The 24,241-nt window shown below is 43.7% G+C and carries 31 protein-coding genes; 4 read left to right on the top strand and 27 right to left on the bottom strand.

The features are described from left to right. Window positions 1-72: 72 nt before the first annotated feature. The 11 genes from LCM10_RS03415 to gpmA all read right to left on the bottom strand — a co-directional run bounded on the left by LCM10_RS03415 (window position 73) and on the right by gpmA (window position 7,262). Window positions 73-819, bottom strand: a complete 747-nt coding sequence (locus LCM10_RS03415; RefSeq protein WP_224874717.1) for a class I SAM-dependent methyltransferase — start codon at window positions 817-819, stop codon at window positions 73-75. Between the two features lie 120 nt (window positions 820-939). Next, the gene (locus LCM10_RS03420; RefSeq protein WP_224874719.1) at window positions 940-1,275 is read right to left on the bottom strand and encodes an NIPSNAP family protein; all 336 of its coding nucleotides are present in this window, start codon (window positions 1,273-1,275) and stop codon (window positions 940-942) included. A gap of 39 nt (window positions 1,276-1,314) precedes the next feature. Further along, entirely contained in the window at window positions 1,315-1,800 is a 486-nt protein-coding gene (locus LCM10_RS03425) for an NUDIX hydrolase (RefSeq protein WP_224874721.1), read from the bottom strand. A gap of 39 nt (window positions 1,801-1,839) precedes the next feature. Then, on the bottom strand, window positions 1,840-2,232 hold the full coding sequence (locus LCM10_RS03430; protein ID WP_224874724.1) for a hypothetical protein: 393 nt from the start codon (window positions 2,230-2,232) through the stop codon (window positions 1,840-1,842). After that, the gene (locus LCM10_RS03435; protein ID WP_224874726.1) at window positions 2,181-2,447 is read right to left on the bottom strand and encodes a hypothetical protein; all 267 of its coding nucleotides are present in this window, start codon (window positions 2,445-2,447) and stop codon (window positions 2,181-2,183) included. Before LCM10_RS03435 ends, LCM10_RS03430 begins: the two co-directional genes overlap by 52 nt. 46 nt (window positions 2,448-2,493) lie before the next feature. Then, on the bottom strand, window positions 2,494-3,084 hold the full coding sequence (locus LCM10_RS03440) for a histidine phosphatase family protein (RefSeq protein WP_224874728.1): 591 nt from the start codon (window positions 3,082-3,084) through the stop codon (window positions 2,494-2,496). 448 nt (window positions 3,085-3,532) lie between these two features. Next, window positions 3,533-4,057, bottom strand: a complete 525-nt coding sequence (locus tag LCM10_RS03445) for a hypothetical protein (RefSeq protein WP_224874730.1) — start codon at window positions 4,055-4,057, stop codon at window positions 3,533-3,535. A gap of 22 nt (window positions 4,058-4,079) precedes the next feature. Continuing rightward, window positions 4,080-4,538, bottom strand: coding sequence for a hypothetical protein (locus LCM10_RS03450; protein WP_224874732.1), 459 nt, complete (start codon window positions 4,536-4,538; stop codon window positions 4,080-4,082). Next, the gene (locus LCM10_RS03455) at window positions 4,535-4,789 is read right to left on the bottom strand and encodes a hypothetical protein (protein ID WP_224874734.1); all 255 of its coding nucleotides are present in this window, start codon (window positions 4,787-4,789) and stop codon (window positions 4,535-4,537) included. The genes LCM10_RS03450 and LCM10_RS03455 overlap by 4 nt, the downstream gene beginning before the upstream one ends. A gap of 88 nt (window positions 4,790-4,877) precedes the next feature. Further along, the gene (locus LCM10_RS03460; protein ID WP_224874736.1) at window positions 4,878-6,413 is read right to left on the bottom strand and encodes a multicopper oxidase family protein; all 1,536 of its coding nucleotides are present in this window, start codon (window positions 6,411-6,413) and stop codon (window positions 4,878-4,880) included. A 78-nt stretch (window positions 6,414-6,491) separates the two neighbouring features. Then, entirely contained in the window at window positions 6,492-7,262 is a 771-nt protein-coding gene (gpmA, locus tag LCM10_RS03465) for a 2,3-diphosphoglycerate-dependent phosphoglycerate mutase (protein WP_224874737.1), read from the bottom strand. 114 nt (window positions 7,263-7,376) lie between these two features. Here gpmA and LCM10_RS03470 point away from each other — a divergent pair, with 114 nt between their 5' ends. Next, window positions 7,377-9,077: a pyruvate oxidase gene (locus tag LCM10_RS03470; RefSeq protein WP_224874738.1), complete on the top strand. Its 1,701-nt coding sequence runs from the start codon at window positions 7,377-7,379 to the stop codon at window positions 9,075-9,077. A 65-nt stretch (window positions 9,078-9,142) separates the two neighbouring features. Here the strand turns inward: LCM10_RS03470 and LCM10_RS03475 are convergent, their stop codons facing one another. From LCM10_RS03475 to LCM10_RS03495, 5 genes are all read right to left on the bottom strand, one after another. Then, a complete protein-coding gene (locus tag LCM10_RS03475; RefSeq protein WP_224874740.1) occupies window positions 9,143-9,859 on the bottom strand; it encodes an alpha/beta hydrolase in 717 nt (238 codons plus the stop codon). A gap of 275 nt (window positions 9,860-10,134) precedes the next feature. Further along, a complete protein-coding gene (locus tag LCM10_RS03480; RefSeq protein ID WP_224874742.1) occupies window positions 10,135-10,335 on the bottom strand; it encodes a hypothetical protein in 201 nt (66 codons plus the stop codon). A 266-nt stretch (window positions 10,336-10,601) separates the two neighbouring features. Beyond that, window positions 10,602-10,889 (bottom strand): hypothetical protein, encoded by a 288-nt coding sequence (locus LCM10_RS03485; protein WP_224874750.1) that lies wholly within the window; start codon window positions 10,887-10,889, stop codon window positions 10,602-10,604. A gap of 37 nt (window positions 10,890-10,926) precedes the next feature. Further along, entirely contained in the window at window positions 10,927-11,517 is a 591-nt protein-coding gene (locus LCM10_RS03490; RefSeq protein WP_224874752.1) for a histidine phosphatase family protein, read from the bottom strand. Window positions 11,518-11,629: 112 nt separating this feature from the next. Beyond that, the gene (locus LCM10_RS03495) at window positions 11,630-12,082 is read right to left on the bottom strand and encodes a GNAT family N-acetyltransferase (protein WP_224874754.1); all 453 of its coding nucleotides are present in this window, start codon (window positions 12,080-12,082) and stop codon (window positions 11,630-11,632) included. On the opposite strand from LCM10_RS03495, the gene LCM10_RS03500 reads away from it, so the two are divergent. Next, window positions 12,083-12,346: a DUF305 domain-containing protein gene (locus LCM10_RS03500; RefSeq protein ID WP_224874756.1), complete on the top strand. Its 264-nt coding sequence runs from the start codon at window positions 12,083-12,085 to the stop codon at window positions 12,344-12,346. Window positions 12,347-12,614: 268 nt separating this feature from the next. Here LCM10_RS03500 and LCM10_RS03505 read toward each other — a convergent pair whose 3' ends face one another. From LCM10_RS03505 to spxA, 9 genes are all read right to left on the bottom strand, one after another. Further along, on the bottom strand, window positions 12,615-14,141 hold the full coding sequence (locus LCM10_RS03505; RefSeq protein WP_224874758.1) for a multicopper oxidase family protein: 1,527 nt from the start codon (window positions 14,139-14,141) through the stop codon (window positions 12,615-12,617). Window positions 14,142-14,227: 86 nt separating this feature from the next. Then, on the bottom strand, window positions 14,228-14,461 hold the full coding sequence (locus LCM10_RS03510) for an SHOCT domain-containing protein (RefSeq protein ID WP_224874760.1): 234 nt from the start codon (window positions 14,459-14,461) through the stop codon (window positions 14,228-14,230). 250 nt (window positions 14,462-14,711) lie between these two features. After that, the gene (locus LCM10_RS03515; protein WP_224874762.1) at window positions 14,712-15,266 is read right to left on the bottom strand and encodes a GNAT family N-acetyltransferase; all 555 of its coding nucleotides are present in this window, start codon (window positions 15,264-15,266) and stop codon (window positions 14,712-14,714) included. A 67-nt stretch (window positions 15,267-15,333) separates the two neighbouring features. Next, entirely contained in the window at window positions 15,334-16,074 is a 741-nt protein-coding gene (locus LCM10_RS03520) for a GNAT family N-acetyltransferase (RefSeq protein ID WP_224874764.1), read from the bottom strand. A gap of 6 nt (window positions 16,075-16,080) precedes the next feature. Next, a complete protein-coding gene (locus LCM10_RS03525; RefSeq protein WP_224874765.1) occupies window positions 16,081-16,560 on the bottom strand; it encodes a GyrI-like domain-containing protein in 480 nt (159 codons plus the stop codon). Window positions 16,561-16,960: 400 nt separating this feature from the next. Further along, window positions 16,961-17,197 carry a DUF2651 family protein gene (locus tag LCM10_RS03530; protein ID WP_224874767.1) on the bottom strand — a complete coding sequence of 79 codons (237 nt, stop codon included), beginning with the start codon at window positions 17,195-17,197 and terminating at the stop codon, window positions 16,961-16,963. A 325-nt stretch (window positions 17,198-17,522) separates the two neighbouring features. Then, window positions 17,523-17,840, bottom strand: a complete 318-nt coding sequence (locus tag LCM10_RS03535) for an IDEAL domain-containing protein (protein ID WP_224874769.1) — start codon at window positions 17,838-17,840, stop codon at window positions 17,523-17,525. 73 nt (window positions 17,841-17,913) lie between these two features. Continuing rightward, window positions 17,914-18,327, bottom strand: a complete 414-nt coding sequence (locus tag LCM10_RS03540; protein ID WP_224874771.1) for an RrF2 family transcriptional regulator — start codon at window positions 18,325-18,327, stop codon at window positions 17,914-17,916. 75 nt (window positions 18,328-18,402) lie between these two features. Beyond that, window positions 18,403-18,798 (bottom strand): transcriptional regulator SpxA, encoded by a 396-nt coding sequence (gene spxA / locus LCM10_RS03545; protein ID WP_224874772.1) that lies wholly within the window; start codon window positions 18,796-18,798, stop codon window positions 18,403-18,405. 332 nt (window positions 18,799-19,130) lie between these two features. Between spxA and LCM10_RS03550 the strand changes: the two genes are divergently transcribed. After that, window positions 19,131-19,505, top strand: a complete 375-nt coding sequence (locus tag LCM10_RS03550) for a hypothetical protein (RefSeq protein ID WP_224874774.1) — start codon at window positions 19,131-19,133, stop codon at window positions 19,503-19,505. Between the two features lie 106 nt (window positions 19,506-19,611). Then, window positions 19,612-19,863 carry a hypothetical protein gene (locus LCM10_RS03555; protein ID WP_224874776.1) on the top strand — a complete coding sequence of 84 codons (252 nt, stop codon included), beginning with the start codon at window positions 19,612-19,614 and terminating at the stop codon, window positions 19,861-19,863. A 67-nt stretch (window positions 19,864-19,930) separates the two neighbouring features. Here the strand turns inward: LCM10_RS03555 and LCM10_RS03560 are convergent, their stop codons facing one another. Then, window positions 19,931-20,395 (bottom strand): GNAT family N-acetyltransferase, encoded by a 465-nt coding sequence (locus LCM10_RS03560; protein WP_224874778.1) that lies wholly within the window; start codon window positions 20,393-20,395, stop codon window positions 19,931-19,933. A gap of 518 nt (window positions 20,396-20,913) precedes the next feature. Beyond that, window positions 20,914-23,940 carry a carbohydrate binding domain-containing protein gene (locus LCM10_RS03565; protein WP_224874780.1) on the bottom strand — a complete coding sequence of 1,009 codons (3,027 nt, stop codon included), beginning with the start codon at window positions 23,938-23,940 and terminating at the stop codon, window positions 20,914-20,916. Window positions 23,941-24,241: the final 301 nt, after the last annotated feature.

Here is a 24,241-nt window from a genome sequence, read left to right on the forward strand (position 1 = left end):
TGCCCCCTTTCTCTGTTCTACATACTTGCTGATTAGACGAATCTCGATTTTAGAAAGTTTCAGACGAATGAGTCAGTTCACGAACTGGCCGATACATACTTCGGTTTGATAAAGAAACTCTATTTTTCCGTCCCGCTCATATTTGCCAAAAAGCTTGTGCAATTTTTCAAGGAATGCCGCGTACCGATCATGATTTCTAGAAGGTGTATAGGATAACGACAATGCACCGGCAACAAAGCTATCTCTGTCCAAGGTTTGCAGATTGTCTACATAGCGCTTCTTGAAATCCCCACCGAAGAATTGTCGCTTCTCCAGGTCATGGTCCGTGTCGGATATCCCAGCCGTCTCCTTGACTGCATATTCTCGTAAGAGTTGGTTGTATTCCTGCGATAATGGGTTGTCCAACCGGATTTCATTGAATAAGATGACAACATAGCCATTCTTCTTAAGGATGCGATTGAATTCTATTTTACATCGGGTTTGATCAAACCAATGAAACGCCTGTGCGATAGTAATGACGTCTACAGTGTGTTCCTTCAAGGTAGTGTCTTCTGCTGCTGCATGGACATACGCAATATTCGGTTTACCTGAACAATATCCCTTGCACTCATAAAGCATTTGCGCATTCGGATCCACCGCATGAACATGGCAATCCAGTTGTGCTAGCATTTTTGTAAGCAAGCCGGTCCCCGCACCAATATCCGCGATGACCGATTCGCCCGTGATACCGATGTCTTTTAGGATTTGTAATACTTCTATCGGATAAGTCGGTCTTCCCTTCGCATAGTCCTTGGTTTTTTCATCAAATAAAGAGTTCATGTTGTTCTCCCGTCTATTAGATAGTATTAGTTATGTAAAAAAAAGTCAGTTCAAAGGTCAAACCCATCCGTAATATGATCGGCTTTTGACTGGGTAGAGAGAGGTTGTTGAAGGTACGTCCTATGAAACAGTGGAAGTCAAGAAATCTTGATCAATCTGGTGAAAAACCTTTTTCAGATTCTCTCTTCCCCCCATCTTTTTGAACCAGCCCTGTACTCGCTCCACATGCGGTGCATCATTTCTCACCCTAGCTTCAATACGTTCGTATTCCTCACGACTATCGTATTCCCAAATGGCAAAAATTTCGATTTCTCCATCCTTTTCTTCCGTCATCCATCTGCCGACTAGCCTTGCCCCGTATTTTAGCTGAGTTGGCAGAAGCGTTTGGTTGAAGTGCTCGTTAAATTCAGCGACGATGCTTTGATGAAGTTTATACATTTTTCTTCTATATATCATTGGGAGGCACTTCCTTTTCTGAATTGGTTATAAAAATGCCTATTTTACTATTTTCCATGAGTCGTAGACCTCTGAGTCCAAGCCCAGGTTGTTCGTTCTTAGCCACTGAAATGCTTTAAGGACGAGTGGCGATGCATTTTCAATGCTTGCATCCTGTTCCGAAATCCAAGTTGCTCCCAATGAGTCCTGTCCTTCAAATTGTTCTGGGATTTTCAACTCCCCGCGGATCCTCCTGACAGAATAATAGACGGCGATGTGATGAAGGTTAGTATACTCTTTCCAGAGCCATGGAAGTTTGAAATCGATGGTACCGATCCCATCATCTATTTCAATTTGGAGGCCCGTCTCTTCAAGGAATTCCCGTTTCATTGCGTCAGTCAGGGACTCCCCCTCCTCAAGACTCCCACCCGGAAGGTCGTACCGGTTGATGTACGGGCCTCTTGTTTTGTTGATGACCAGCAATTGATTCTGTTCATGAAGGATTCCGTATACACCGAATGCGCGGTGGTAATGGGGTTCGGTCATGGGGACACCTTCCTTTAAATAATTTACAGACTTTTTCGTTTATCTCAGTCTCTCTCCTACTTCCTCTTCATACCTCTTAACCAATTCGTTGTTGTTTGCAGTATCATATTTCTTTTCCAGTACGGGCTGCAGCTTTAGCCAGATGACATTCTTCTCATAAAGGTCCCTGTCGAAATCGTGATTCAATTCTTCCAGCGATAACCCTAAGGCATCGGCATATGCCTGGTGCTGGGGTAAGTCGCTTGTGTCCGGTCCTTCCTTTATATAGTCATCCACTTCCTCGGGTGTTACCGTTATCCCGTATCCTTCATTGGCATGCGTCTTCCACGCCTCATCTAGATCACGATTCCGCTTCGCGAGCTCCATTACTTGGTCATCAGTTAACTCTGTTTCATACGATAATGACTCCTGGGCAACATTCTGACAACCCATTTATGTAATGATTCATCTTTTGCAAGATTGTCCGCTTTCGCTACCGCTTCATCAAATAAGTTCTTGTAGTCCTCATAATTGTAGCTGTTGGTGATTTCCTGCTGTTCTTCTTCTGTCTTCAACTTTATGTCAATCTGTTCGTCTGTGGTGGACTGACAGGCTGAAATGAAGAATGCTGTGGTCATTAGAATGATTTTTGGTTTTACTATGTTCATTATTAGCCCTCCGAGAAGTGGTGAACTGGTTGATTCGAATGGTAGCTTAACTTTGAGGAAGTTTGTCCTTCTCATTCCATAGCCTCTCCACGCCGATAAAACCTTCCTCACTGAATACCATTCTATAAATATCGGGTTTCGATGCCCCTAGTAAAAAATCCAGGTCATATTTTTCATCAAAGTACGACATAACGAGCGTCATGATGGCACCGTGAGTTCCTACCACTATTTTCTGGCCTTTAAAGTGCTCTAACATTTCGTTGATGACTCCCACAGCCCTGTTTTGACAATCGAAGTTAGACTCTGCGCCTTCCAGTTGAAAGGAAGGATTTGAAAAAGATTGCTCTAAAAGAGGAAGTAATTCCTGATCGGACAACCGGTTCCCTGCTTGTGTAAAGATCCTCTCTTTTAAGTCTTCCCTAACAATCACTTTTTTCCCAAGGGAGTCGGCCAGTGGCTGGACGGTTTGGATGGCACGTTCATAAGGACTTGAAAAGATAGCATCGATGCCCTCGTTTATTAAGCAAGAGGTGACCTGTGCCGTGTCCATTTTGCCCCTTGATGTCAATCCTCTTGAACGTTCATCTCCATATTTCGGAGAATCCCCGTGCCTGACAAAATAAATAGCTGTATTCATTTGGAAACCCCTACTATTTTCTTTTTTTAATAAAAATATGATACTCATGATGATGGTGATGGCTAGTGACAAGATTGTCCCTAAAAACCCGATGATGGCAATCGAGGTCCCACGGTCCATTTCGACTGGTGATGCATACTAATTGCCTACTTGCCATACGAAGAAGAAAGCTACACCTCTTATTGAGGTGAAAATCAAGGTTTTTTTCATTGATTCTGACCTCCGTTTGTTAGTACGCATTTCGTCAAGCCATTTTGACGCTCGGAAAGGAGTGAAACTCGATCAGCCCGGAGTTTATGCGCGGTTTTTTTGGTTTGTGCGCGAAATATTCATTTTGCGCGCGAGAATTTTTATTTATGCGTCATTTTTCTCATTTACGCGCGAATTTTTCATTTTATGCGTATTTTAACAAAAAATGTAAATCTCCACTCAATACTCAACGACTTTCCTACTCTTTCTTCTCCTTAACCGGTATCACAACCGAAGATACCACAGATCCATCGACTTCAAAGTCGATTCTCCATTTCCCACTTTCAGGGAACCATAACGTGACCGGCTGCTCTTTCGTGGTAGGACGGGAGATCGCCTTTGGTTCAAGCTTGGACGTCCCTTCGTGGGTGAACAGAAGACGCACCTTGTCTGCATCGATTGCCTTAGGAGGTAAAATGACATTCGTTTCGTAGTTTTTACCTTCCACTATGAATGAATTATATTCAATGCTTCCACTTTCATCTCCAAGATACAAATCCCCTTCTGTTACATATTCAGGGCTAATATGCCATTTCGCTTGCTCTTCTCCTGAGAAGTGGAGGTATACGAAAAGCAGTACGAAAACAAAACAGGCCGCCTGTGCAATCCAGTAGCCGTTCACGGTTTTGAATGAATTCATTAATTCAGAATATGGTGCCACCATCTTCACGATGAGAAACGCCACATTAAGAAACAGCAGCGCAAATGCAATAGCTAAAAACAATGTATGTACTCCCCCTCAGTATTCAATTGGAATCGTACGACATCGAATAGCTCTCTGCCATTTCGATGAGTCGATCCCTCTCTTTCTCATTTTCTGTTAGTAGATATTTATAGCTATCTTTATCCGACCTTCTCCATTTCAGTGCATACCCATCCTCCAACGTGATCCAGTGCATGTCATCCACGGCTTCATTCTGCACTTTCTCTGCCGGTCGTTCGTCATACAAAGAGGAAGCAATCATAAACGAGATTTCCTGCTCCCCTTTCACGTACTCAATCGTTGTGACCGGATGAGTAAAGCCATCATTTTCATACGTGATTTTCTCCATTTGAAATTCCTCATCCAGCTGTTCGGGTGTGCGTATATCCCCAAGTTCAGTTTCATCTTCATCTAATGTATGAAAGGTAAGATGCTGCTCATCCGAACAAGCCGTGATCAGAAAGGCACAGAACACGAACATCGACAGGGCGATCTTTCTCACCGTGCTTTGTCCTTGCTCTCCGCTTCTTGTCTTTTTGCTACAAAATAGAGAGATGCGATAATGATGGCAATGACCGTCGTGATAGCGGAAAACTTGAAAATCTGAAAAAAGAAATCCGGATAAGGGGTGACGAACGACGACATCCCTCCATCACCCACCTCGAATGGTTCTTCTCTATTCATAAATATGACGAATAAAAAAAAGGACAAAATAAACGTGTAGGTCCCCGTTTTCACTATTACTTTCTCCACAAGACTCCCCCCTGACACTAGTTTACTACCAATTATTCCAAAAATTAGGCTCAAACTCAATCATTAATTCTATTAAAATAACAACCTGCTATGATGGCCACACATAATACGGACGCATCATTTCATGATCTTCGTGTTCAAGGATGTGGCAATGCCAAACGAACAGGCCGGTATAAGGGCCGAACGGGACGATGATCCGAGTGATCTCACCTGGATTTGCACGGACCGTATCCTTCCATCCTTGTTCGGTTGGTTCGGGACGTCGGCGTGGTCCGGCCGGTACGATGTGCCCTTCTTTTTTATAAAGGTTCTGATCGAACGTCTGCCGGTCGAGGATCTGGAACCGGACGAGATGGAGATGAATCGGATGGGTTGCATCGGTTACATTGATCAAGCTCCATGTTTCCATGCTCCAAAGGGAGGGATTTTCTGAAACGGGTTCGTTCCATAAATGGTTATCCAATAAATGAATATGTCGGCCGTACCAATCCATTCTTCTGTTAAGGATGAGTCTTCTTGTTTTATTGGTTTGTTTTTCTAAAAGTGTGGGAACACTGGTCAATCTACTTGGGATCCTGGAGAGGCTGCCTGTTGAATCCTGTGACTTTATCCGGAATTGCATCACAGTTCCTGTTGTGTGGGGATCGGGTTTTTTCCCATTAGGAAAAGAAGTTTCGGCGTCGTTCAGCATGATCATCGTATCAGTGTCGGATGAACGGAAATCGACCAATACATCCGCTCTTTCCGCAGGGGCAAGAATGAGTTTCGGGACTTCAACAGGTGAAGGTAACAATCCTTGGTCTGTTCCGATTTGAACGAATGGCAAGCCGTTTGAAAGGGAAATTCGATAAAAGCGTGCATTCGATCCATTCAATAGTCTAAAGCGGTATATCCCCTGCTCGACTTCCAAATAAGGCCATACTTTCCCGTTCACCAGAATCGTGTCTGCAAAAAATTCTGGGACGGCAGAAGGATGAACACCTGGAACGGGCACGTCGGGTTGGGAAGGATAGAAGAGGCTGCCGTCCCTATTGAAAGAGCGATCTTGAATGATCAAGGGGATTTCGTAAGGGAAAGTTGGTAGATCCAGCCTCTGTTCTTCTTCATCATGAATGATATACATCCCGGCCAATCCCGCATAGATATTCAAGCGGGTGATACCCATTGCGTGATCGTGATACCAAAGGGCTGTAGCATCCTGATGATTCGGATACGTATAGAGCCCCTTCGTGAAATATGGTCCGACTTGTTGGAAGCCTTTCGTGAACCATGCTTCAGGATAGCCATCGCTTGCATGAGGGGTCACCCCACCGTGGAGGTGCACAACGGTCCGGACTTCTGGACGACCTTGTCCTGCACCGTGTATGGTCCTATCAAGAGGAAGGAAATGAGTCTGAGGGAGTTCATTCTTCCATAAGACGTGAATCGGCTGATTCTTCCATACCCGGAATGTCGGACCTGGGTATTGTCCGTTATAGCCCCAAATTTTAGTTGGAGGCAGGTCCCTATGAAGCTTTTGCATCATTTCGATCATGGTGACTTCATAGTACGGCTGATTATTTATGAGTGCAGTCGGTTGAATGTGGTTCATGATCGGAAGAGGATCCACGAATTTTTCTAGCATGCACGTCCCTCCAATTGCATCATTTATCAGGTCAACGTTACATCCTATGTGCCGAAGCCCGCTGTTATCCCCATCATTTCAGCCCATCCAATCAAAATGATGGTCAGGATCGTCCAGATCGATATGCTTTGGAACCGCCCCCTCAGGCATCTCACCCTCTTCATTTAAGTAGTAATGCCTGATGGGATTCAAGTCATCATCCAATTCGTAGACAAGCGGGATGCTATTCGGGATATTCAGGCTGACGATGCCATCGTCAGGGATATGGTCCAGGTATTTCACAAGTGCCCGCAGCGTGTTTCCGTGTGCAGATACGATGATGCGCTGATTTTGTTGAATGCTTGGTATAATCGTTTCGTTCCAATAAACGAGCGCTCGCTTCTCGGTGTCAATCAGGCTTTCGGAAAGTGGGACGTTCCCCTCACCGATCCATGCGTATTTTGGATCGGAAACCGTTCTTTGATGAGCTTCCTCCGAGCTGTCCGGCGGTTTGATATCTGCAGACCTTCTCCATTCATGAACCTGCTCCTCACCGAATTTCTCCCGGACTTCATCCTTATCAAGCCCCTGCAGGTTGCCGTAATGACGTTCATTCAATCGCCACGACTTGTATACGGGGATCCACACGAGATCCATTTCATGCAGCATGATCCATAATGTCCTGATGGCACGCTTCAAGAGCGAGGTGTGCGCTGCATCAAATTGATATCCGTGCTTTTTTAAAATCGCCCCCGCAATTCGTGCTTCTTTGTAGCCGTCTTCGGTTAAATCCACATCCGTCCAACCTGTAAACCGATGCTGCAGATTAAACTCGCTTTCACCGTGGCGGATAAACACAATCTTCTTCATTGTCATCACCTTGATTCGTTTTTTTCAGTATGTGCATGATTGAACGGGATTATTGAGTAATTTTCATTGAAAAGTATCACACTAAGCGTATTCATAACAACAAGAGGTGATCGTATGTTCAAGCAAACTGCCGGCGAGAAATTGGTGGAACAGTTAATCGAATGGGGTGTCGACCATATCTACGGAATGCCGGGTGATTCGATCAATTCCATCATCGAACCGTTGCGAAAGGCAAAAGATAAAATTAAATTCATTCAAGTGAGACATGAGGAAGCCGGGGCTTTGGCCGCTGCGGCTTATGCAAAATTAACGGGGAAATTAGGGGTGTGTACAGCCATTGCAGGTCCTGGCGCCATCCATTTATTAAATGGTTTGTACGATGCCAAGCTCGACGGAGCCCCGGTCCTTGCGATCACAGGGCAAGTGGAGTCCGACCTGCTCGGTACAAATTATTTTCAAGAAGTCAATCTTGACCGGATGTTTGATGATGTCGCCGTATACAATCAGCGGATCATGTCTGCCGAACAGCTACCAGCGGTCGTCAATCAGGCCATCCGGACTGCTTATGCGAAAAAAGGGGTGGCCGTCTTGACGATTCCGGATGACATTCCGCGTTTTGAAGTCGGAAAGGAAGCACTCGTCACGGCCAATTTTGCAGTAAAGCAGGACGTGTCCCCGCTTGTAGAGGACATGCATAAGGCAAAAATCATCATCGAAGACGCCGAAAGACCGATCATTCTAGCAGGTAACGGGGTCCATGGCCACCGGGATGCACTGTTGTCATTCGCAGAGAAAATTGCAGCTCCGATCGTGTTGACGCTCCCGGGTAAAGGCGTTGTCCCCGACAAGCATCCTTACTGTTTAGGAGGACTCGGATTGATCGGGACGAAGCCATCGTATGAAGCGATGCAGGAAGCCGATTGCCTGATTATGATCGGGACCTCCTTCCCCTTCACTGGCTTTTTGCCTGACGATGCGAAAACGATCCACATAGATATTGACCCTGTCCAGATCGGAAAGCGCTACCCTGTCGATGCAGGTCTTGCAGGTGATGCCGGGATTGCTCTAGCATGGTTGACAGAGCATGTTGTCAAGAAGGAAGACCGTGAATACTTAGAAAAGAATCAAGAAAGAATGAAAAATTGGTTGGAGAAGCTCGAGAAGCAGGAAGAGGACGAATCAGAACCAATCAAGCCTCAGCGTGTCATTCGTGCGCTTCAGCAAGTAGCGGAGAATGACGCCGTCCTGTCGGTTGATGTTGGAAATGTGACGGTGTGGATGGCGCGACATTTCCATATGACCAACCAGTCCTTTGTCATTTCCAGCTGGCTCGCCACGCTCGGCTGCGGATTGCCGGGTGCCCTCGCCGGAAAAATCGCCTATCCGGAAAAGCAAGTATTCGCGATTTGCGGGGACGGTGGATTCGGCATGACGATGGCCGATTTCGTGACGGCGGTCAAGTATGAGCTGCCGATTGTCGTCGTGGTCTTGAATAATCATAAGATTGCCATGATTAAGTTCGAGCAGGAAGTGATGGGGAATGTCGAGTACGGTACCAATCTTCAAAACCCGGACTTTGCCAAATACGCGGAAGCATGCGGTGGAGTCGGTTACCGGGTAGAGCGCAGTGAAGACCTACTCCCTTCCCTGCAAAAAGCCGTACAACAGCGTAAACCATGCATCGTGGACGTCGTAGTCGATGCTGAAGAAGCACCAATGCCAGGGAAAATCCAACTCTCCCAAGCACTCGGATACACCAAACACATGATCAAAGAATTCTTCGAAGAGGGCAAAATCGACCTGCCGCCACTATAAAAAGACGATAAAAAGGTACGTCCCTCGTCGCGTTAACGCATTAACGCGCGGCGGGACGTACCTTTTTATTGGATCCAGTCAATCATGGCTTGGATGATTTGGTCTTGCTGTTCTTTCGCTGGTAGTTCTGCTTTGTTGTCGCCTTTTTGAGGTCCGTACATGCCGAATTGAGCATGGTTGCCACCGGTTACTTCGTAAAAGACGGCATTTTCAGGCAATAGGCTCTTGGACTTTTCAATATCCTCGAGGGAAGTGAGTCCATCTTTCTCTGCATAGATTGACAGAACGGGCAGGTCTTCTTTCGAGAAATCATCTCCGCCTGCTGGATAAGACCCCAGGAAGAATAAGCCGTCGACCTTATGGAGGTTTTCATGGGCGTATGACGCTGCCGCCACACCACCTAGTGAATGGCCACCGACATACCATTTTTCAACGGATGGATAACGCTCCATTAACTCTTCTGACTTACCAATCCCGGTGAACGCAAGGTTCAACGCGACATGGGGGATGCCGACAACATACCCTTGGTCAGAGAGTTGTTGGGCGAGATAGCTATATGCCTCAGGCTCAACCTTCGCACCTGGATAAAGCACAACCCCTCCCTTTGTGCGATCTTCGGGTTCGTACACGACCCAGCCGTCTTCTTGTTCCACCTCACCAACTAGCTCTTGAAGCTTCCCGGAAGGTTCATATGTTTGCTGTGTCCAGATGTAGAAGCCAGAAAGCCCGATAATCAAAAGGATTCCTATGGTCAACAACGAATACTTAATATATTTTTTCATTGGTCATTACCTCGTTTGTATAAAATCCACTTTATTATACTTTACTGATTTTACACATGTCCAATGCCAATGAGTCGTAGATGGTCTCTTTTTTTTGTGTTCATTTCTAATGGGATAAAGATGGTCCTTCAAGTCATCTGAAGCCCGCAGAACTAATTGTTTAATGATCACGGAGCTTACAGGCTCCCCGCGTTAAGCGAAAGGTTGTATGTAATCGTTCACTGGTGTCTAACCGAGCGATACGATCTAAAATATCTGAAATGACTCTAAACCGTTCACACATTAATCGGCATATAGATTTCCACTTCTTCTTCTCCATTTTCTAGAGGATGATAGGTTTCAACAATGTAGCCATCAAGTTTTCGATCATACCTCTGTTCGTCTATCCACGTTCCTAACTGTATATGGATAGAATCGAGGTTCTTCATGTTTCCCCTCAATGTGGCATAGTCTTGGTTCAGTTCGATGAAGTCCATCCCCTCCGGCACTTCTGAAGGAATCTCGCGTGCAACGATCCCAACATAATATTCCCCTTTCAGATGGTTCTCCCCCTTCTTAGGTTCAAAGAGGGCGATTTCAACTCCAGAATGATTTTGTACCTCATCAACACGCGAAAGAAAATGCCGGGCAGCTCGGGCACCTCTGAACTAAAATCTTCATATTCCCCTTTTCCCTTTATACCAACGAACCGAAACTGTTTATTGACTCTTTTACACTCCACCCTTGCTTCCCCCTTTATCGTTTAACCACCAAATGTATAGCCGAAAATCAGTACAAATAATAAGATTATAAATAGGATGCTTATGATGAAGGTCATGATGGAAATAATTCTGCCGATTCCTTCCTCCTTCTTCATTCCTAGCAAGCCGAAGATAACGCCGGGAATGGACGTATAAGGTGCATATTGCATAAAGTTGACCAATGCACCGAAACCGTTGTTTGAAAAGGCTGCGATGACAAAAGCCATCGCCTCCACAATAAACACGAGTAGAATAATGGCTGAAAGCTTCCCTGAAAGTGTTTTGAGCATGAAATCCCCTTTCGCTTTGTATTCTATATTTTTGCTATTAGACCTCAATCGATTTCAAATGCTGAGTACAGTTATATAACAAACAGCCCCACTCTTCTTCTGTATGCTTTAAAATGGTAATGGATGTGTTATCGATATAAGTTTCATGGAACCTCTCAGGCAGTAACCGTTGTAGCGTCAAACCAATGCATGCACCGTGGCTGACAACGAGGATTCGTTTTCCGCTGTATGTCTTGGTAATATCATGCAAGAAGTCCACTCCCCGCTCCGATACCTCCTGAGGGCGTTCTCCGCCGAGCTCAAGTTCCCGCCAATTTTGCCCCCATCGAGATAGGTGTTGTTCTTCAGTCGTGCCCTCGACTTCCCCACATGAAATTTCTCTGATTCTCTCATCAACGTGAAGAATCGGTAAATTGATTCTATTTCCAATAATCATTGCCGTTTCTTTCGCCCTCATTAAATCACTTGATATCATCAGATCCCATTTTTCTTCATGAAATAATCTCTCCCCCATTTCGAGCGCCTGTTGTCTTCCTGTCTCATTCAACGGAATATCCGTTGACCCTTGAGCCTTCCCTAACACATTCCACTCCGTTATGCCGTGACGAATCAAGCCGATGGTCGTCATTCTTCAATCCTCCTCATTCTTCTCTAAAACCGTAAAGCAACCTTTTCATTCTGCTGATCACTTGGACAATTCGTGCTCTCATAACACAAATCATGAAGCCGGTTCCCCTAGGTCATAAATCATGAGATAGGCGGATCATATCCCTGCACCAGATGCCATTTTCATAAATGTCTTCAGGGTAATGCTTTGTAAAGAAATCCAAGTCGACACCGGTGATCCTAAATCCGCATTTTTGATAGAGTGCTAGTTGCCCGATGCCTGCGTTCCCTGTACCTACTTCGATCGTTTTATAGACCTTCCGTTTTGAATATGTCATGGCTTCGTTTACCAGTCGTTTTCCGATTCCCCTGCCATGAAGACGTTCTGCTACGGCGATATTCACTAGCTCGATCGTTCCTGGCCTTGTTGGAAGTAGTACAAATACCCCCACTACGTTCTCTTCGATTTCGGCAATATAACATTCGCCTCTGCGGATGTATTCATTGACAATTTCTCTTGATGGATCCGCTAATAACAATAATTCCATTGGAGGTTCTTCTCCATTTTTTAATTTTCGGATAATCATGTGGATGTCTCCTTTACGTTGATCACTGCAGGAAGCTTTGTCGTATTCTTTCTGTCCTTATATTTAGTATGTAGTCAGATTGTGGTTGATGATGTTGATTATATTGAAGCGATGATCCCCCACCATTCCATTGCGATCCTGAAGAGTAAGCGGGCTCAAATAAAGGATTCAAGAGTGAGTAACCTGGCGGATGGCATCATCAAAACTCAGAAAAAAGAAATCGCTGAAACGAGGAAGTTAATTGAAGACCTGAAAGATCAATGAACCTGACATTGCGATCTTTTCTTATGAGAGCCATGGGATCGCAATGCTCGTTTAATAGAGGGGAAAGGCGGTTTTCTATATTCTCACATCAGAAATTTTAAAATCCCATCCACCCTTATTGCCACCAGAAATATGGAGAGTCCAAACGAAACCAGTATTAGGCTTTCCCATACCCTTCTCTGTAGGATACTACCAATTATTTCAAATGCGATTAGTTTTCTCAAGGGAAATTTTCCAAATAAAAAACGCCCCTGGCAGAGCGTTTTCTTCAATTAGGATGGTTATCTTCTTTCCCTCCCAGCTGGAAAGGGGAGTAAACTTCTTCGTAATCAACGACTGTGACCATACCTCTGGCTGCATGGTTGTTATCATGGCAATGGAATAACCACTCTCCCAGGTTATCCGCTTTGAAATAAATTTCATACTCCTCGCCGGGCTTGACATGTACCAAATCCTTCACAACAGGCTGTTTAAGCTTCTTTCCGTCTTTAGCGTTTACTTGAAATCGGTGGCCATGCAAATGCATAGGGTGATTCATCCTTCCCTCATTTCTGAGGGTCACCTTGACGATATCCCCTTCCTTCACTTTTATAGGCGGGGTATCTGGAAACGTTTTGTTGTTGATCTGGAAAGACATGCCTTCTCCCATGTCCATCCCCATGCTTAAATCCATATCATAGGTAACATCTGGATTTGGTGTTTTGTTGAAGATCAGTTTTTCACTTCCATACGAGGTTCCTTTTACAGCTGCGTTTCCTGTAGCATGCGCCAACTGTTGACCATTTTTTCCATCATTAGTTGAAATGACCGGTATGACCATATCATCTGCATGATCCACACCTTGCTCATGTCCAATCACAACAGCATCTTCCTCCGGCTTGGTAAATTCAACATCGATTCTTTCTCCAGGCGCAATTTCAAGTACGTTAGATTTGGTGTCTTCCGACTTAACCTTTTCAGCATCAGCTTCAAGCATCCGCATCGAACCTTCGGGAAAAACCAATCGATGAACCTGATAACCTGCATTTATGAATCTCAATCTTGCTTTCTCTCCAGCTTGCATGATCATGGGCTTTATGGCATTGCCGGACTTTCCATTTACCGTAAAGGTGTCATACATTTGTTTCGTATCGGCTTCACTGTCCCCGGACATTGCTCCCATCATCATGCCACCCATATTAGAAAGATTCTCACGTTCCTGATCAACTGCCCACTCATCCAGGATGAAGACTTCATCACGCTCATACTCCTTCTCCTTTTCTTCTACTACGAATGATCCGTATAGCCCTTTGTCCACTTGGATGGAGCTCTGTTGATGGGAATGATACCAATAAGTCCCTGCATCGTTTGCGATGAACTCATAGGTGAAGGTGTCGCCGGGTTCAACGGCATTCTGGGTCACGCCTGGTATGCCATCCATCTTGTTTGGTAGCAGGACGCCGTGCCAATGAATCGTGATTGGCACATTAAGATCATTCTTAAGTTTCACCCGTACAACATCACCCTCTGTGACACGTAAGGCTTCACCTGGTACCTTGCCGTTATACGTCCACGCAGCCACCTCTTTTCCATCATTGATGACCCACTTTTTATCTTGAGCAGTCAAGGTGAATGTTTTTACAGGACGATTTCCTTTACCTGGTTCTTTAATTTCCAATATACTTTTATTTCCGTCTGTCAACCCGGCCAGAGACCCCTCCTCACCGCTTTGATGCCACGGTGATAGCAGAAACACCATCCCTCCAAACAGAAGTAATATTCCGATCATGACGGAACTAATTATTTTTCTATTCATGGCTACATCCCCTCTTCTTTTAATGATTCTCCATTCTACCCTGCTTTTATGAATTATTAATGCAGGTTCTAATTCTACGTAATGTACTAATCCTTCATTTTACGTTTAAGACGATCGTACTCTTCTTCTGAAATCTCGCCCCTTGCAAGACGCTGTTTTAATAGTTCAAATGAGTGTTGCTGTTGCGTTAAGTTTGGAGACCGTTCCGAATTCTTTCCTTTCATCATCCAGAAGCCGATTGCGACAATGGCCAGTATCAGAATGATAAAAATAAAGCCAGTCCCGAAGAAACCTCCGCTCATTCCTCCACCATTCATCATGTGATCAAATCCTTCCTTTCATTTTTTCACCCTCTTAAAGCGATAAAGTTAAACGATTAAAATGCGTCGTGGCAGCCTTCGCTGATCCTTCAATGAGTTTTGACACAACGAATGTTCCACAAAACGAGGGTTATTTCTTCATGTTTTCCCCAACAATTTTGCAAATAATGTGCAATCAATAAAAAACCAGGGTCATTCATATGACACAAAAAAAAGCGCAATCCTGAGATCTCGCGCTTTTCTAACTTTATTACCTATCTACTTGGCTGATCCGCCCCATCAAAATTGTATGATAATACTCCCCATCAGATAGTTTTTTGTCCTCTTTCAGAATTCCCTCGACCTCAAAACCAAAGTCCTTGTAGAGGTTAATCGCTTTTTCGTTTGTTTCCAGTACACTCAATGTGATTTTTCTTATGCTTTCAGAATCTGCCCATCGAATGGATTCATGCAATAGATTCCTTCCAATCGCGTGTCCCCAGTAATCTTTTAAAACCCCGACACCGAACTCGACTCTATGGGAGCTTCTTGCTAAATTATTTCCTTCGCATCGGGAGAAACCTACAATCCTTTCTCCGGCTTCCGCTACGAGGAACAAATTCTTTTGACTCTCGGAATCACCTTTTATCAATTTCTTGAAGTCTCGTTCATCCATAAAGGCTTCACCAGGTTCCCTATCCATGTTTTCTGTTTCGCCATCGATCTTGACTCTAACGTCTGATAATGCTTTGGCATCTTGAGTCACTGCAGATCGGATCTTGTAAGCCAAACCACGAATGCTGTATTCCTTTTGCTTTATGATCATGAATCTTCCTCCGTTTAATTATGTTCATGCAAAAATGTAGAGCTTTTTGATGAAAACTCTACTCGCTCTACCGTTTTCTTTTGTAAACCTTATTACGCTCTAGTATACGACACCCGTTCCTTTCAAAGGTTTTCAGCATCGGGAGGTTATTGTGACTTGTCTGTCCTATGTAATAATTGGCTTTAAAATCTGTTTTGAGCAACTCCAGTGCTTGTTGATGAAGGGGTGTGCTTTTCAGCTTACCCCTTTCTTCAGGTATGAGGCCAAAGTAGAAAAGCCTTCCCTCATGTTCGGTGCCAGGTTCGATATGAGGCATCACAATGCCTATTGGAATTCCGTCTTCATAGGCAATGAGGCAAGACTTTCGATAACCATCCCCGAGTTCCTTTTGGACGCTTAGCATGTGCTCATCAATATTCAAAGATGAAGAAGCATTCAATGATTCTTGCATCGCTTTTTCCCATACTTTCGTAAATTCTTGAGTGGATACTTGTTCCAGGTTTTTAAAATCAAATCTTGTCGAAGCGACCTCTTTCATATCATGCAGTTCTTTCATCACGATGACCATTTCATCATGGAGCGAAAAGCCACCATCTTTCAACAGTTGCTCAACACCATGATTGAACTTTTCATGCACCAAGATGGTAAGGTTTTGAACAGAATCGAAGGATGCTTGATTCAGTAAATGGGGGATTACTACCATCATTTCTTCCTGCGTTAATCCGCTCGTATCTTCTATAGTAATAAATTGATGACCCTGAACAATTTTCAATTTGCTCATTAAGACGGAAGTATTATATTTTGTCATTGGATCTTACCGTCCCACCGGGTCACACAACTCCACATGATCCTCAGACTCCGTCCACTTGGAGTAGACCTCCAGTGTCCACTGATCTTTTTTTCGAGAGTAGCCTTTACCCTCCATCCACTCATGCAGATATTCATAAACCTGAAAAATCCGGGAAGCATGACCTCGGAATCCTAATACCGCATATTCTTGCTGCGGAACGGTTAACTCCACCATCCCCTCTGGAATGTCTTTAAAATCGGTAACCTCGAAGCAAGACCAGTATCCATCGTCTTCTGTCGTATCGCTCGCCTTGAATGCGCCGATCAATTTCACAGGTTCCACCAGGTGATTGATTTCACCTTTTCGCTTGGCAAGGGCCAGTGATGCTTTCGGTATTTCCTGACTGTAATCAGCACCGTCCTCACAAACCACGCGAAATCCGACTAATTTCTTCTCTTCCAATTCCATAACGCCTTTTAAGACGAGAGATTCGTTTGCATTCATTTTGTGGCCACCTCTTTCCTGTTTTTTGTTTAAACTGTCCGCACCATTACTTCACTGTGTCGATGTCTTGGTTTCCATCACTTTCTGATCAAAAGGGAGTTTGATAGACCGTGCCTAATCTTCCCGGATTTCATTAAAGAATGGAGAGTATGGTTCCTTGCTATACGAATAGCCGGAGTACTTCATGATCTCTTTCTTAATGGTGGATGATTTGGTCACTTGTCTTTCTTAGAACCTTAAATAGAGACTACGGCTATTATGAAGATACTGAGCAAAGACATTACCTTCAGAAGGGTGTTTCCAGTATTAGTAGTTAAGTGAAGCCCGACTATCATATCCCAATTATTTCAAAATCCAGTGTGATATTCAATTGATTTTTCAAAAATCAGAAAAATGAATCCTAATGTCGGGATTTTATGATTACATGCACGAATAGCCCTGACAAAATGGCGGCGATTGTATAGACGAAAACCCATATTAAGAACGTTTCATTGAATAATAGAAACGTTGCAATCATGAACGAGATGAAAACAAATGCAGGCGCAATATAGAGATTTCTAAAGAGGATGTTGCCTACTGCTCCAATGATGATTGATATGGCAGGGAATAAGATGAGGATGATGAAAAATATGTTCATGTAAATCCCTCCTTTTTAAAGTGCAGCCCGTTATGATATTCTTTAAAAGTTAAAATGATGGATCATTTCTTTACGTATATACGAACGAAGGAAATAAATGGTTTCAAAGATGTTTCATTAAGTATAATACGGTCCTCGATTGAAATTAGGTCTTTGCTTCGTTCATACATTATATGGGCGCGTATACCTTGTTTTATACATGTCTGTGGGACCGTATATTTTTCATTTGTATGAACTTGTGGGCGTTTTTTTGATTGATGGATGAGGAATTGGGTAGGGTCATACAAAAAAACCTGACTCCCCTTATAGGGAATCAGGTCATCATCTATTGCTTCACTAGCTCTCTCATTGCATTAAGCTTTGCGCTAAGTTCCTTGAACCATTCTTCGTCCCCAGTAACCAGGGCCAAATCAATCAAGAAACGGATTTGTTCTTTGTTTGCAATTTTCGTGTGAGGCAGTTTTTTTGCATCTTTGATTCGCAGTGGAATGGTGTAGCCCTCAATTTCCTTGTGATCACTTGTGATGACTTTGGCTTTTAAGCTTGCGGTTCCAAGGTCGATTTCTTCGATGTAGCCGATGATCAATTCTCCGTCGGTTGTCGTGCCTTTTATCCAATCACCTGTTGTTAGTATTGTGTTCAATGTTCCACCAACTTTCAAACTGAAATATTTTTTATTACATTTATATTGGATGGAAGGAGTAAAGCCTTCCTTGTTAGTTTTCTTTTGAAATCAGATCAACGATATCTTGAATGGTGTATTGTTTCAGATATTCCCCAAGATGCTCTTCGGCACCAAGGAAGATCTTGAACAGGACATTCCGCATATTCGCACCAACTACACATGCTTCATTCGATTCTGGACACTTTGGCTGCAATGCGCCTTCCGATGTCAGCATGTAAATGTCGAAGAGATTCACTTCGCTTAAGTCCTTCGCTAAGATGAATCCTCCTCCGGTCCCTTCCTTCGATTTAATGATGCCATGTTTCTTCAATAGACTCAGGACTTTCCGGATGCGGACGGCGTGCACCCCTGCGCTTTCGGCAATCATATCACTTTTTGAGATCCGATCGAGCTGCAAGGCAAGGTATGTCAAACTGTGAATGGCCAACGTAAAATCACTATTCATGGACTTCCACCTACTTTCTGTCTGCACTGTAATCGTAAACGTTACAGATTACCTAGTCAAGTCAGCGAACCCTCCCTAGTTAGCCTCTTTCATCAATTCCTGATAAGAGAACGTGCGAAGTTTCCGCGGAAGGAAGCTTCGAATTTCTTCATCATTGTATCCGACCTGAATCCTCTTTTCATCAAGCAAGATCGGTCTGCGGAGCATTTTCGGGTTATCCATGATGAGCTGATACAGTTGTTTGAGAGGAAGTGAGTCGATATCAACGTCCAGCTCTTTGTACGTATTTGAATTTTTTGAAATAATCTCTTCTGTGCCGTCTTCCGTCAGGCGCAGGATCGATTTGATTTCGTCAACCGTGAGAGGCTCTTGCAATATATTGCGCTCTGTATATTCAATCCCATGTTCTTCAAGCCACGCCCTGGCCTTCCGGCAAGAATGACAACTTGGTGTTAGGTATAATGTTACCATTACATTCACTCCTTTAAGGCTCTCGCCATTTATATGGTTATGATATGCTGCAATGCATTAAATGTAACAATTATTTTTACAGTTAGTTTCAAAGAAAAAGGTTCCTGTTATAAATGCGGTAACCTTTTGTACTGTAATTATATTATTTACAGTTGGATGTGTCAACACCTATTTGAATGGCTCCGTTATTACTTGGTCTGCAGTCATGTTCTCATTGCCCGACCTACATACATGGGAAAAATCGGCTATGTTACACTAAAATATATAGATATGAAACTTTTACGGGGGCAAGCCCGTATATACAGGTAGATCCCATCTTAGGAGGTTTTCAAATGGGAAAAATGAATATTAGTATTAAAGTAGAAATGAATTTATCCGAGGAATATAAGGGGAAACCGGACAAACTTCAAGAGGAAATCGACTTTATCTTGAATAAATTCGGGAAGGTAGAAGAATTCTCCAAGGATCATGGTGAGGACAATACCTTCAAGGTAAGAGCCTTTCTGCAAGCTCACGAGTTCCAGGTCAGCCAGTTTGAAAAATGGGGTGAATGGGAATACGCGCGGAATCTTTCCCGCGACATGAAGATGAACTTCATTGGATTCGGCGAAGTGACCGAGTGCATCAGCGCCGTGAGAGATTATGAAGCCGATCCGAAAACATTCAAGAACCCGTTGCGGTCATTGCTTTTCTTCTTGGACAAATAAGGACAATTAAATATAGAAGCAAAACGCACTGAAAAATTTTTCAGTGCGTTTTTAACTTAAAACTTTTATCCCGTTCATTTCGTCTATTCTATGAAGGGGGATTGAAATGAAGAAAAATCTGAGTCTTATTTCATTTGTACTTTTCTTATTGGCTGCAGCTTCGTACCTCATCATGCTGTTCGGTATGGACAAATTCCTTTTAGCCGGCGTTATCTGTTCGGTTGTAGGATTGGTGATTGCCTTGTTTTCAGAAAGTGGCATTCATAAGAAAATTGGTTTGTTTGGAAATGGTACCTTTGTTGTGTTGACTGTCATCGTTCCATTTTTCGTGACGACGTTCTTGTGGAATACCCCATAATGGTTTGATTTAGAAAGGCTTTGAAGGACGTTCCTTGAAGCCTTTTTTGTTGCGTAGAATTAGTTGGTCATTTAACTGGATCAACAGAGCTTTTTTCTAGCACCATATCGATGTGCGGGATGCCATCATCCAGATAGGTTTCGGTCACTGCTTGAAAACCGAAGGAACCATAAAAATCCCTTAAATATTCCTGAGCCTGAATTTTTACAGTGCTTTCCCCCATTTCATCGTGGATAAAAGCTAAGCTTCTTCGTAACAGTTCGGTTGCGATACCTTTTCCGCGATGCGAACGCTTCACAAGAATCCTGCCTATTGATGCCTCTTCATAAGATACACCGGGAGGCAACAGCCTTGAATACGCAACCACTTCACCGTTTTCTTCTTTATAAAGATGATACGATTTAAGATCCTTTCCATCAATTTCAGGATAAGGACATTCCTGTTCAACAACAAAGACATCGGTCCGCTCCTTCAATATGCTGTAAAGCTCGATTGTAGATAATTCGTCAAAGCGTTTTAAATTCCAGGTCATGATGTTGGTCCCCTCTTATGTAATAGTAACTACATTATAATTGGTTTGGATGAGATTGTCCTGCAATACAATTTAAAGGTACGTCCCGCAGTACGCTAGTGCATTAAAGTGAGGGCTTTGTTTTTGGGGTGTCCGTTTTGAGTTAAAATATCCTATTTTAGTGTGTAAAAGTTAATGAAATGCGTGTTTTTTCTTTTCTGAAGAAGGATAGTTCGTAGGAGGACAGTACCGTCGGCTGAATTTACTCCAATATCGTCTATCTTATATAGTCCACAAACTGGGTTCAAGACATTTATTAGCGAAAAAAGGTATTTTATTATCGAAATCAACGAGTTTATTATTGAAATCAATAGATTTATTATCGAAAACTCTTCCGCGGCTTGACCTTATTACCAAATAATTAAAGATGTAATCGATTCAAGACTTTTATTTTCAATTTTTGCGGTTTATTAGTGAACCCAATTCACCTTAGATTAAAAAGGACCGCACGAGTTAACGTTGCGGTCCCCTTGCCAAACTTAATTTGAAACGCCTACATCCTTCACTCGGAGGACGACGTTGTCGATGGTGATATCATGTACGCCGGCAAATTGTCCCATTAGGAATTTCAAAGACACGATGTCATTTGCTTCCATCTGAAACTCATATGAATAGTTTTTCATGACATCATCGACTGCGAAGACCTTATTGAAGTAGCGAAAATAGCCCGTATTCTCAAGAGTCACTTCAATGTTTCGTGCAACAGTCGACTTTGCGTCGAAAGAAAGTTCATAGGTCAGTCCTTGACCAAGTTTCATATTTGCCTGTTCTGCGAGAACGCTCCACGCTTCATTACCAGCGTTAATGATGTGGACATTCATCTGCTCGTTTTCTCCAGTAACACTGGCATTAGCATCAAAATGAATATACGAACTCCATAAATCTAACCCCAAAGTAAAATCTCCATTTATTAACGGCTCCACCTCAACATCAAGCGACGTCTTCATCAGTCTCACATTATCAAGAACCACATCCCCGTTCGTTCCACCAAGCTTGAACACGAGCTGCCCGAAGTCATCGCTTTGCCCTTCAAGCATCTTGAAGCTCACTTTATGGTTCGTCATTTCTCCATCCAGATTGACAGTTACTTCATCAGAATAACTGACTGTCCCGTCTTCACTTAGGATATCAATTTCAATCGGGCGTTCGTTTGATGCACGCCCATCAAACGTCAGCTCATATGATGCACCGTCCACAAGCATCAAACCACCTTGCTTCAAATGAACATCATTAGCGTTCGCACCGCCATTTGTTATTGCCACATGCAGCTCACGATCTTCTTCCGAAACCTCGGCAGTTGCTTCTGCCGGGGCATTCACAGCCACATCCCAATACTTCAAGCGGGTCATATCCCCTTGATCAAAGGTTCCATTGTAAACATGATTACCGTCCCCTAGAGGAGTTTTCGAAGTTCCTTCGGGATCGATGGGTTCCACTTCTTCCACTCGGACATTGCCGATCCATACGGGCGCATTACCTTTTGCTCCCATATTGATCTCTAGCCTTGCCGCTATATCCGTATCTTGGCGGTGGGTGAATGTGTATTCATATGTTTGGACTGTGCTTGTCAATTGCATTGTCTGCTCACCCGAATAGTTGGCGTATCCTCTTTCAGCTCCACCAGAGACCTTCGACATGATCGTACGATCGATATTCGATTTGGCATCAAAGCTCACTTTATAGGTACCGCCTTTAGCTATCGACACATTCTGGATTTGCTGTAAAGCCCATAATGCATTACCTGGATTCGTCACGGTTGTTTTCGCATAAGGAACTCCATCAATCACTTCCTTCGTCATCGTACCGCTTCCTCCAAAGTCAGGAAGTGTCACAAAGTTCCAGTATAGAGGATCCAATACATCTTCGGGTGCATCCACAACGGTGAATGGTTCCGAGTAAGCTTGATCATAAATATAATTCCCATCCGCTTGCGGGAACTTCGCACCTTCAGGAAGTTCCTCTTTGACTTGTGCAGGTTCAACAGGATCCATATAGTCCCTTCCCGTGAGCTCATAAACTCGCACATAATCCACTTCCATTTCGCCCGGGAATGGTGTTGTCCTGTCTGGATCACCGCCATACCATCCTCCGACTGCGAGGTTCAAGATGATGTAGAATTCTTGGTCGAATGGTGCAGGAAAGGCATATTTATCGGCCTGATTTGTGCCTTTTGTAAACCAGTCATTCAGCGTCTGATAAAGTTCACCATCTACATACCAGCGGATCTCACCTGGTTCCCATTCAATTCCGTACGTATGAAAGCCAGTTGTATCCTGTCCTTCCGGAAAATGATACTCTGCACCCGTATACGTATTATTTGGGTACTCTTCCCCGTAATGAACCGTTCCGCCGATAGTACCTGTATCTCGACCCGCATTTTCCATGATGTCGATTTCCCCTGAGGTCGGCCAATTTCCATAAACACTGTCCTCTGGCATCATCCAGAAGGCTGGCCAGAGACCCTGACCTTCAGGCAGTTTCATACGTGCTTCAAACTTACCGTATTTTTTTGAAAATAATCCCTTTGTCTTCAATTTGGCCGAAGAGTAGTTATATGAACCGTATTGATCCGTAATCGCTCTTCTTTCCTTCTTCGCTTTTATGACGAGCTTCCCGTCTCTTATGAATGAATTCTTTGAAGAATCCGTATAATATTCAAGCTCGTTATTCCCCCATCCAGGAGAAATCCCATTACCTTCTTCATCCACGATCCAGTTCCCGATATCATATGTCCATTTCTCTGGGTCTACCACATTGTTGATGAACTCATCTGACCATACAAGTGACCAATCAGATTCAGTTGTCCCAACCCCATAGACTGCAACCTGTCCAAGGGTTGAATTTACCGAATGTACGTCGTTCTGCACCTCATCCGCTACGAAAACTTTACCACTGACCGTAACGGTGTCCAGTGTAACTGTTTCTCCGACAGCTCCGCCCGTTATATAAAGATCTCCATTGATCTTTATATCCTTTAGCATCACTCCGCCATGACTGATGAGTGCATTTCCTTCTATATCCTCACCGGTATACTCCCCTGCATTATTGAAGTATCCTTCTGCCCTTTCATTGAATAGACGGAAGGCATCGGCGAGTTTAAGGGGTTCAGCCCCATCATCAACCGAAATAGTACTTCCAGGAAAAACGTATTGAAGTGTAGAAACGGCTTCTTCTTTTGTCACGGCCACACCATCTTCAGCGCCTTCACCGTACACCTCGTCCCAATACCCAATTTCCTTCGCTTGCTTCACAACATCCGCAGGTTTCCACGTCATTTCTTCATTTCCGTAACCAATCAAAGTATGGATAAGACCAGAAAATTCAACCTTTGACAACGCTGCATTGGGATTCTTTTTCATCTTCTCTAAACGATCAAAGATCCCTCTTTCCTCCCATCGCTTCAGCAACTCTGCATTCCCATCATCCGGCCCCTTCGCCCCGGCTGGCAGGACAACAGACAATGCCAGCATCAACACAACCATCACCATCACCGCTTTGTTTCTCATTTCTTTGTTTCCTCCTTTGTTTGTATATGTAAAGAAGGGTGGTTCCCTTCATCACATCGATATTCGAATGATTTCGAAACCGGTTTCGAAACAGTGCAAAAAAAGATTCAACGATCCAATTGAGTATCCTCCAATTCAGGTCTTCCAACCTTTGGAGCACTCGCATATCTTCGAAACCGGTTTCGAAGATGCGTCGAAAAAAATCCCATGTTAACTCGTTCACCCCCTAAAAAGAAAACGCTTTCTCAAAAGGGTAAAAAAATAACATGGAACACTCTCTCCATATTAATAGATTACTACA

Origin of the sequence: Rossellomorea aquimaris, from assembly GCF_020171925.1 — a bacterium.
GTDB classification, from domain to species: Bacteria; Bacillota; Bacilli; order Bacillales; family Bacillaceae_B; genus Rossellomorea; species Rossellomorea aquimaris_F.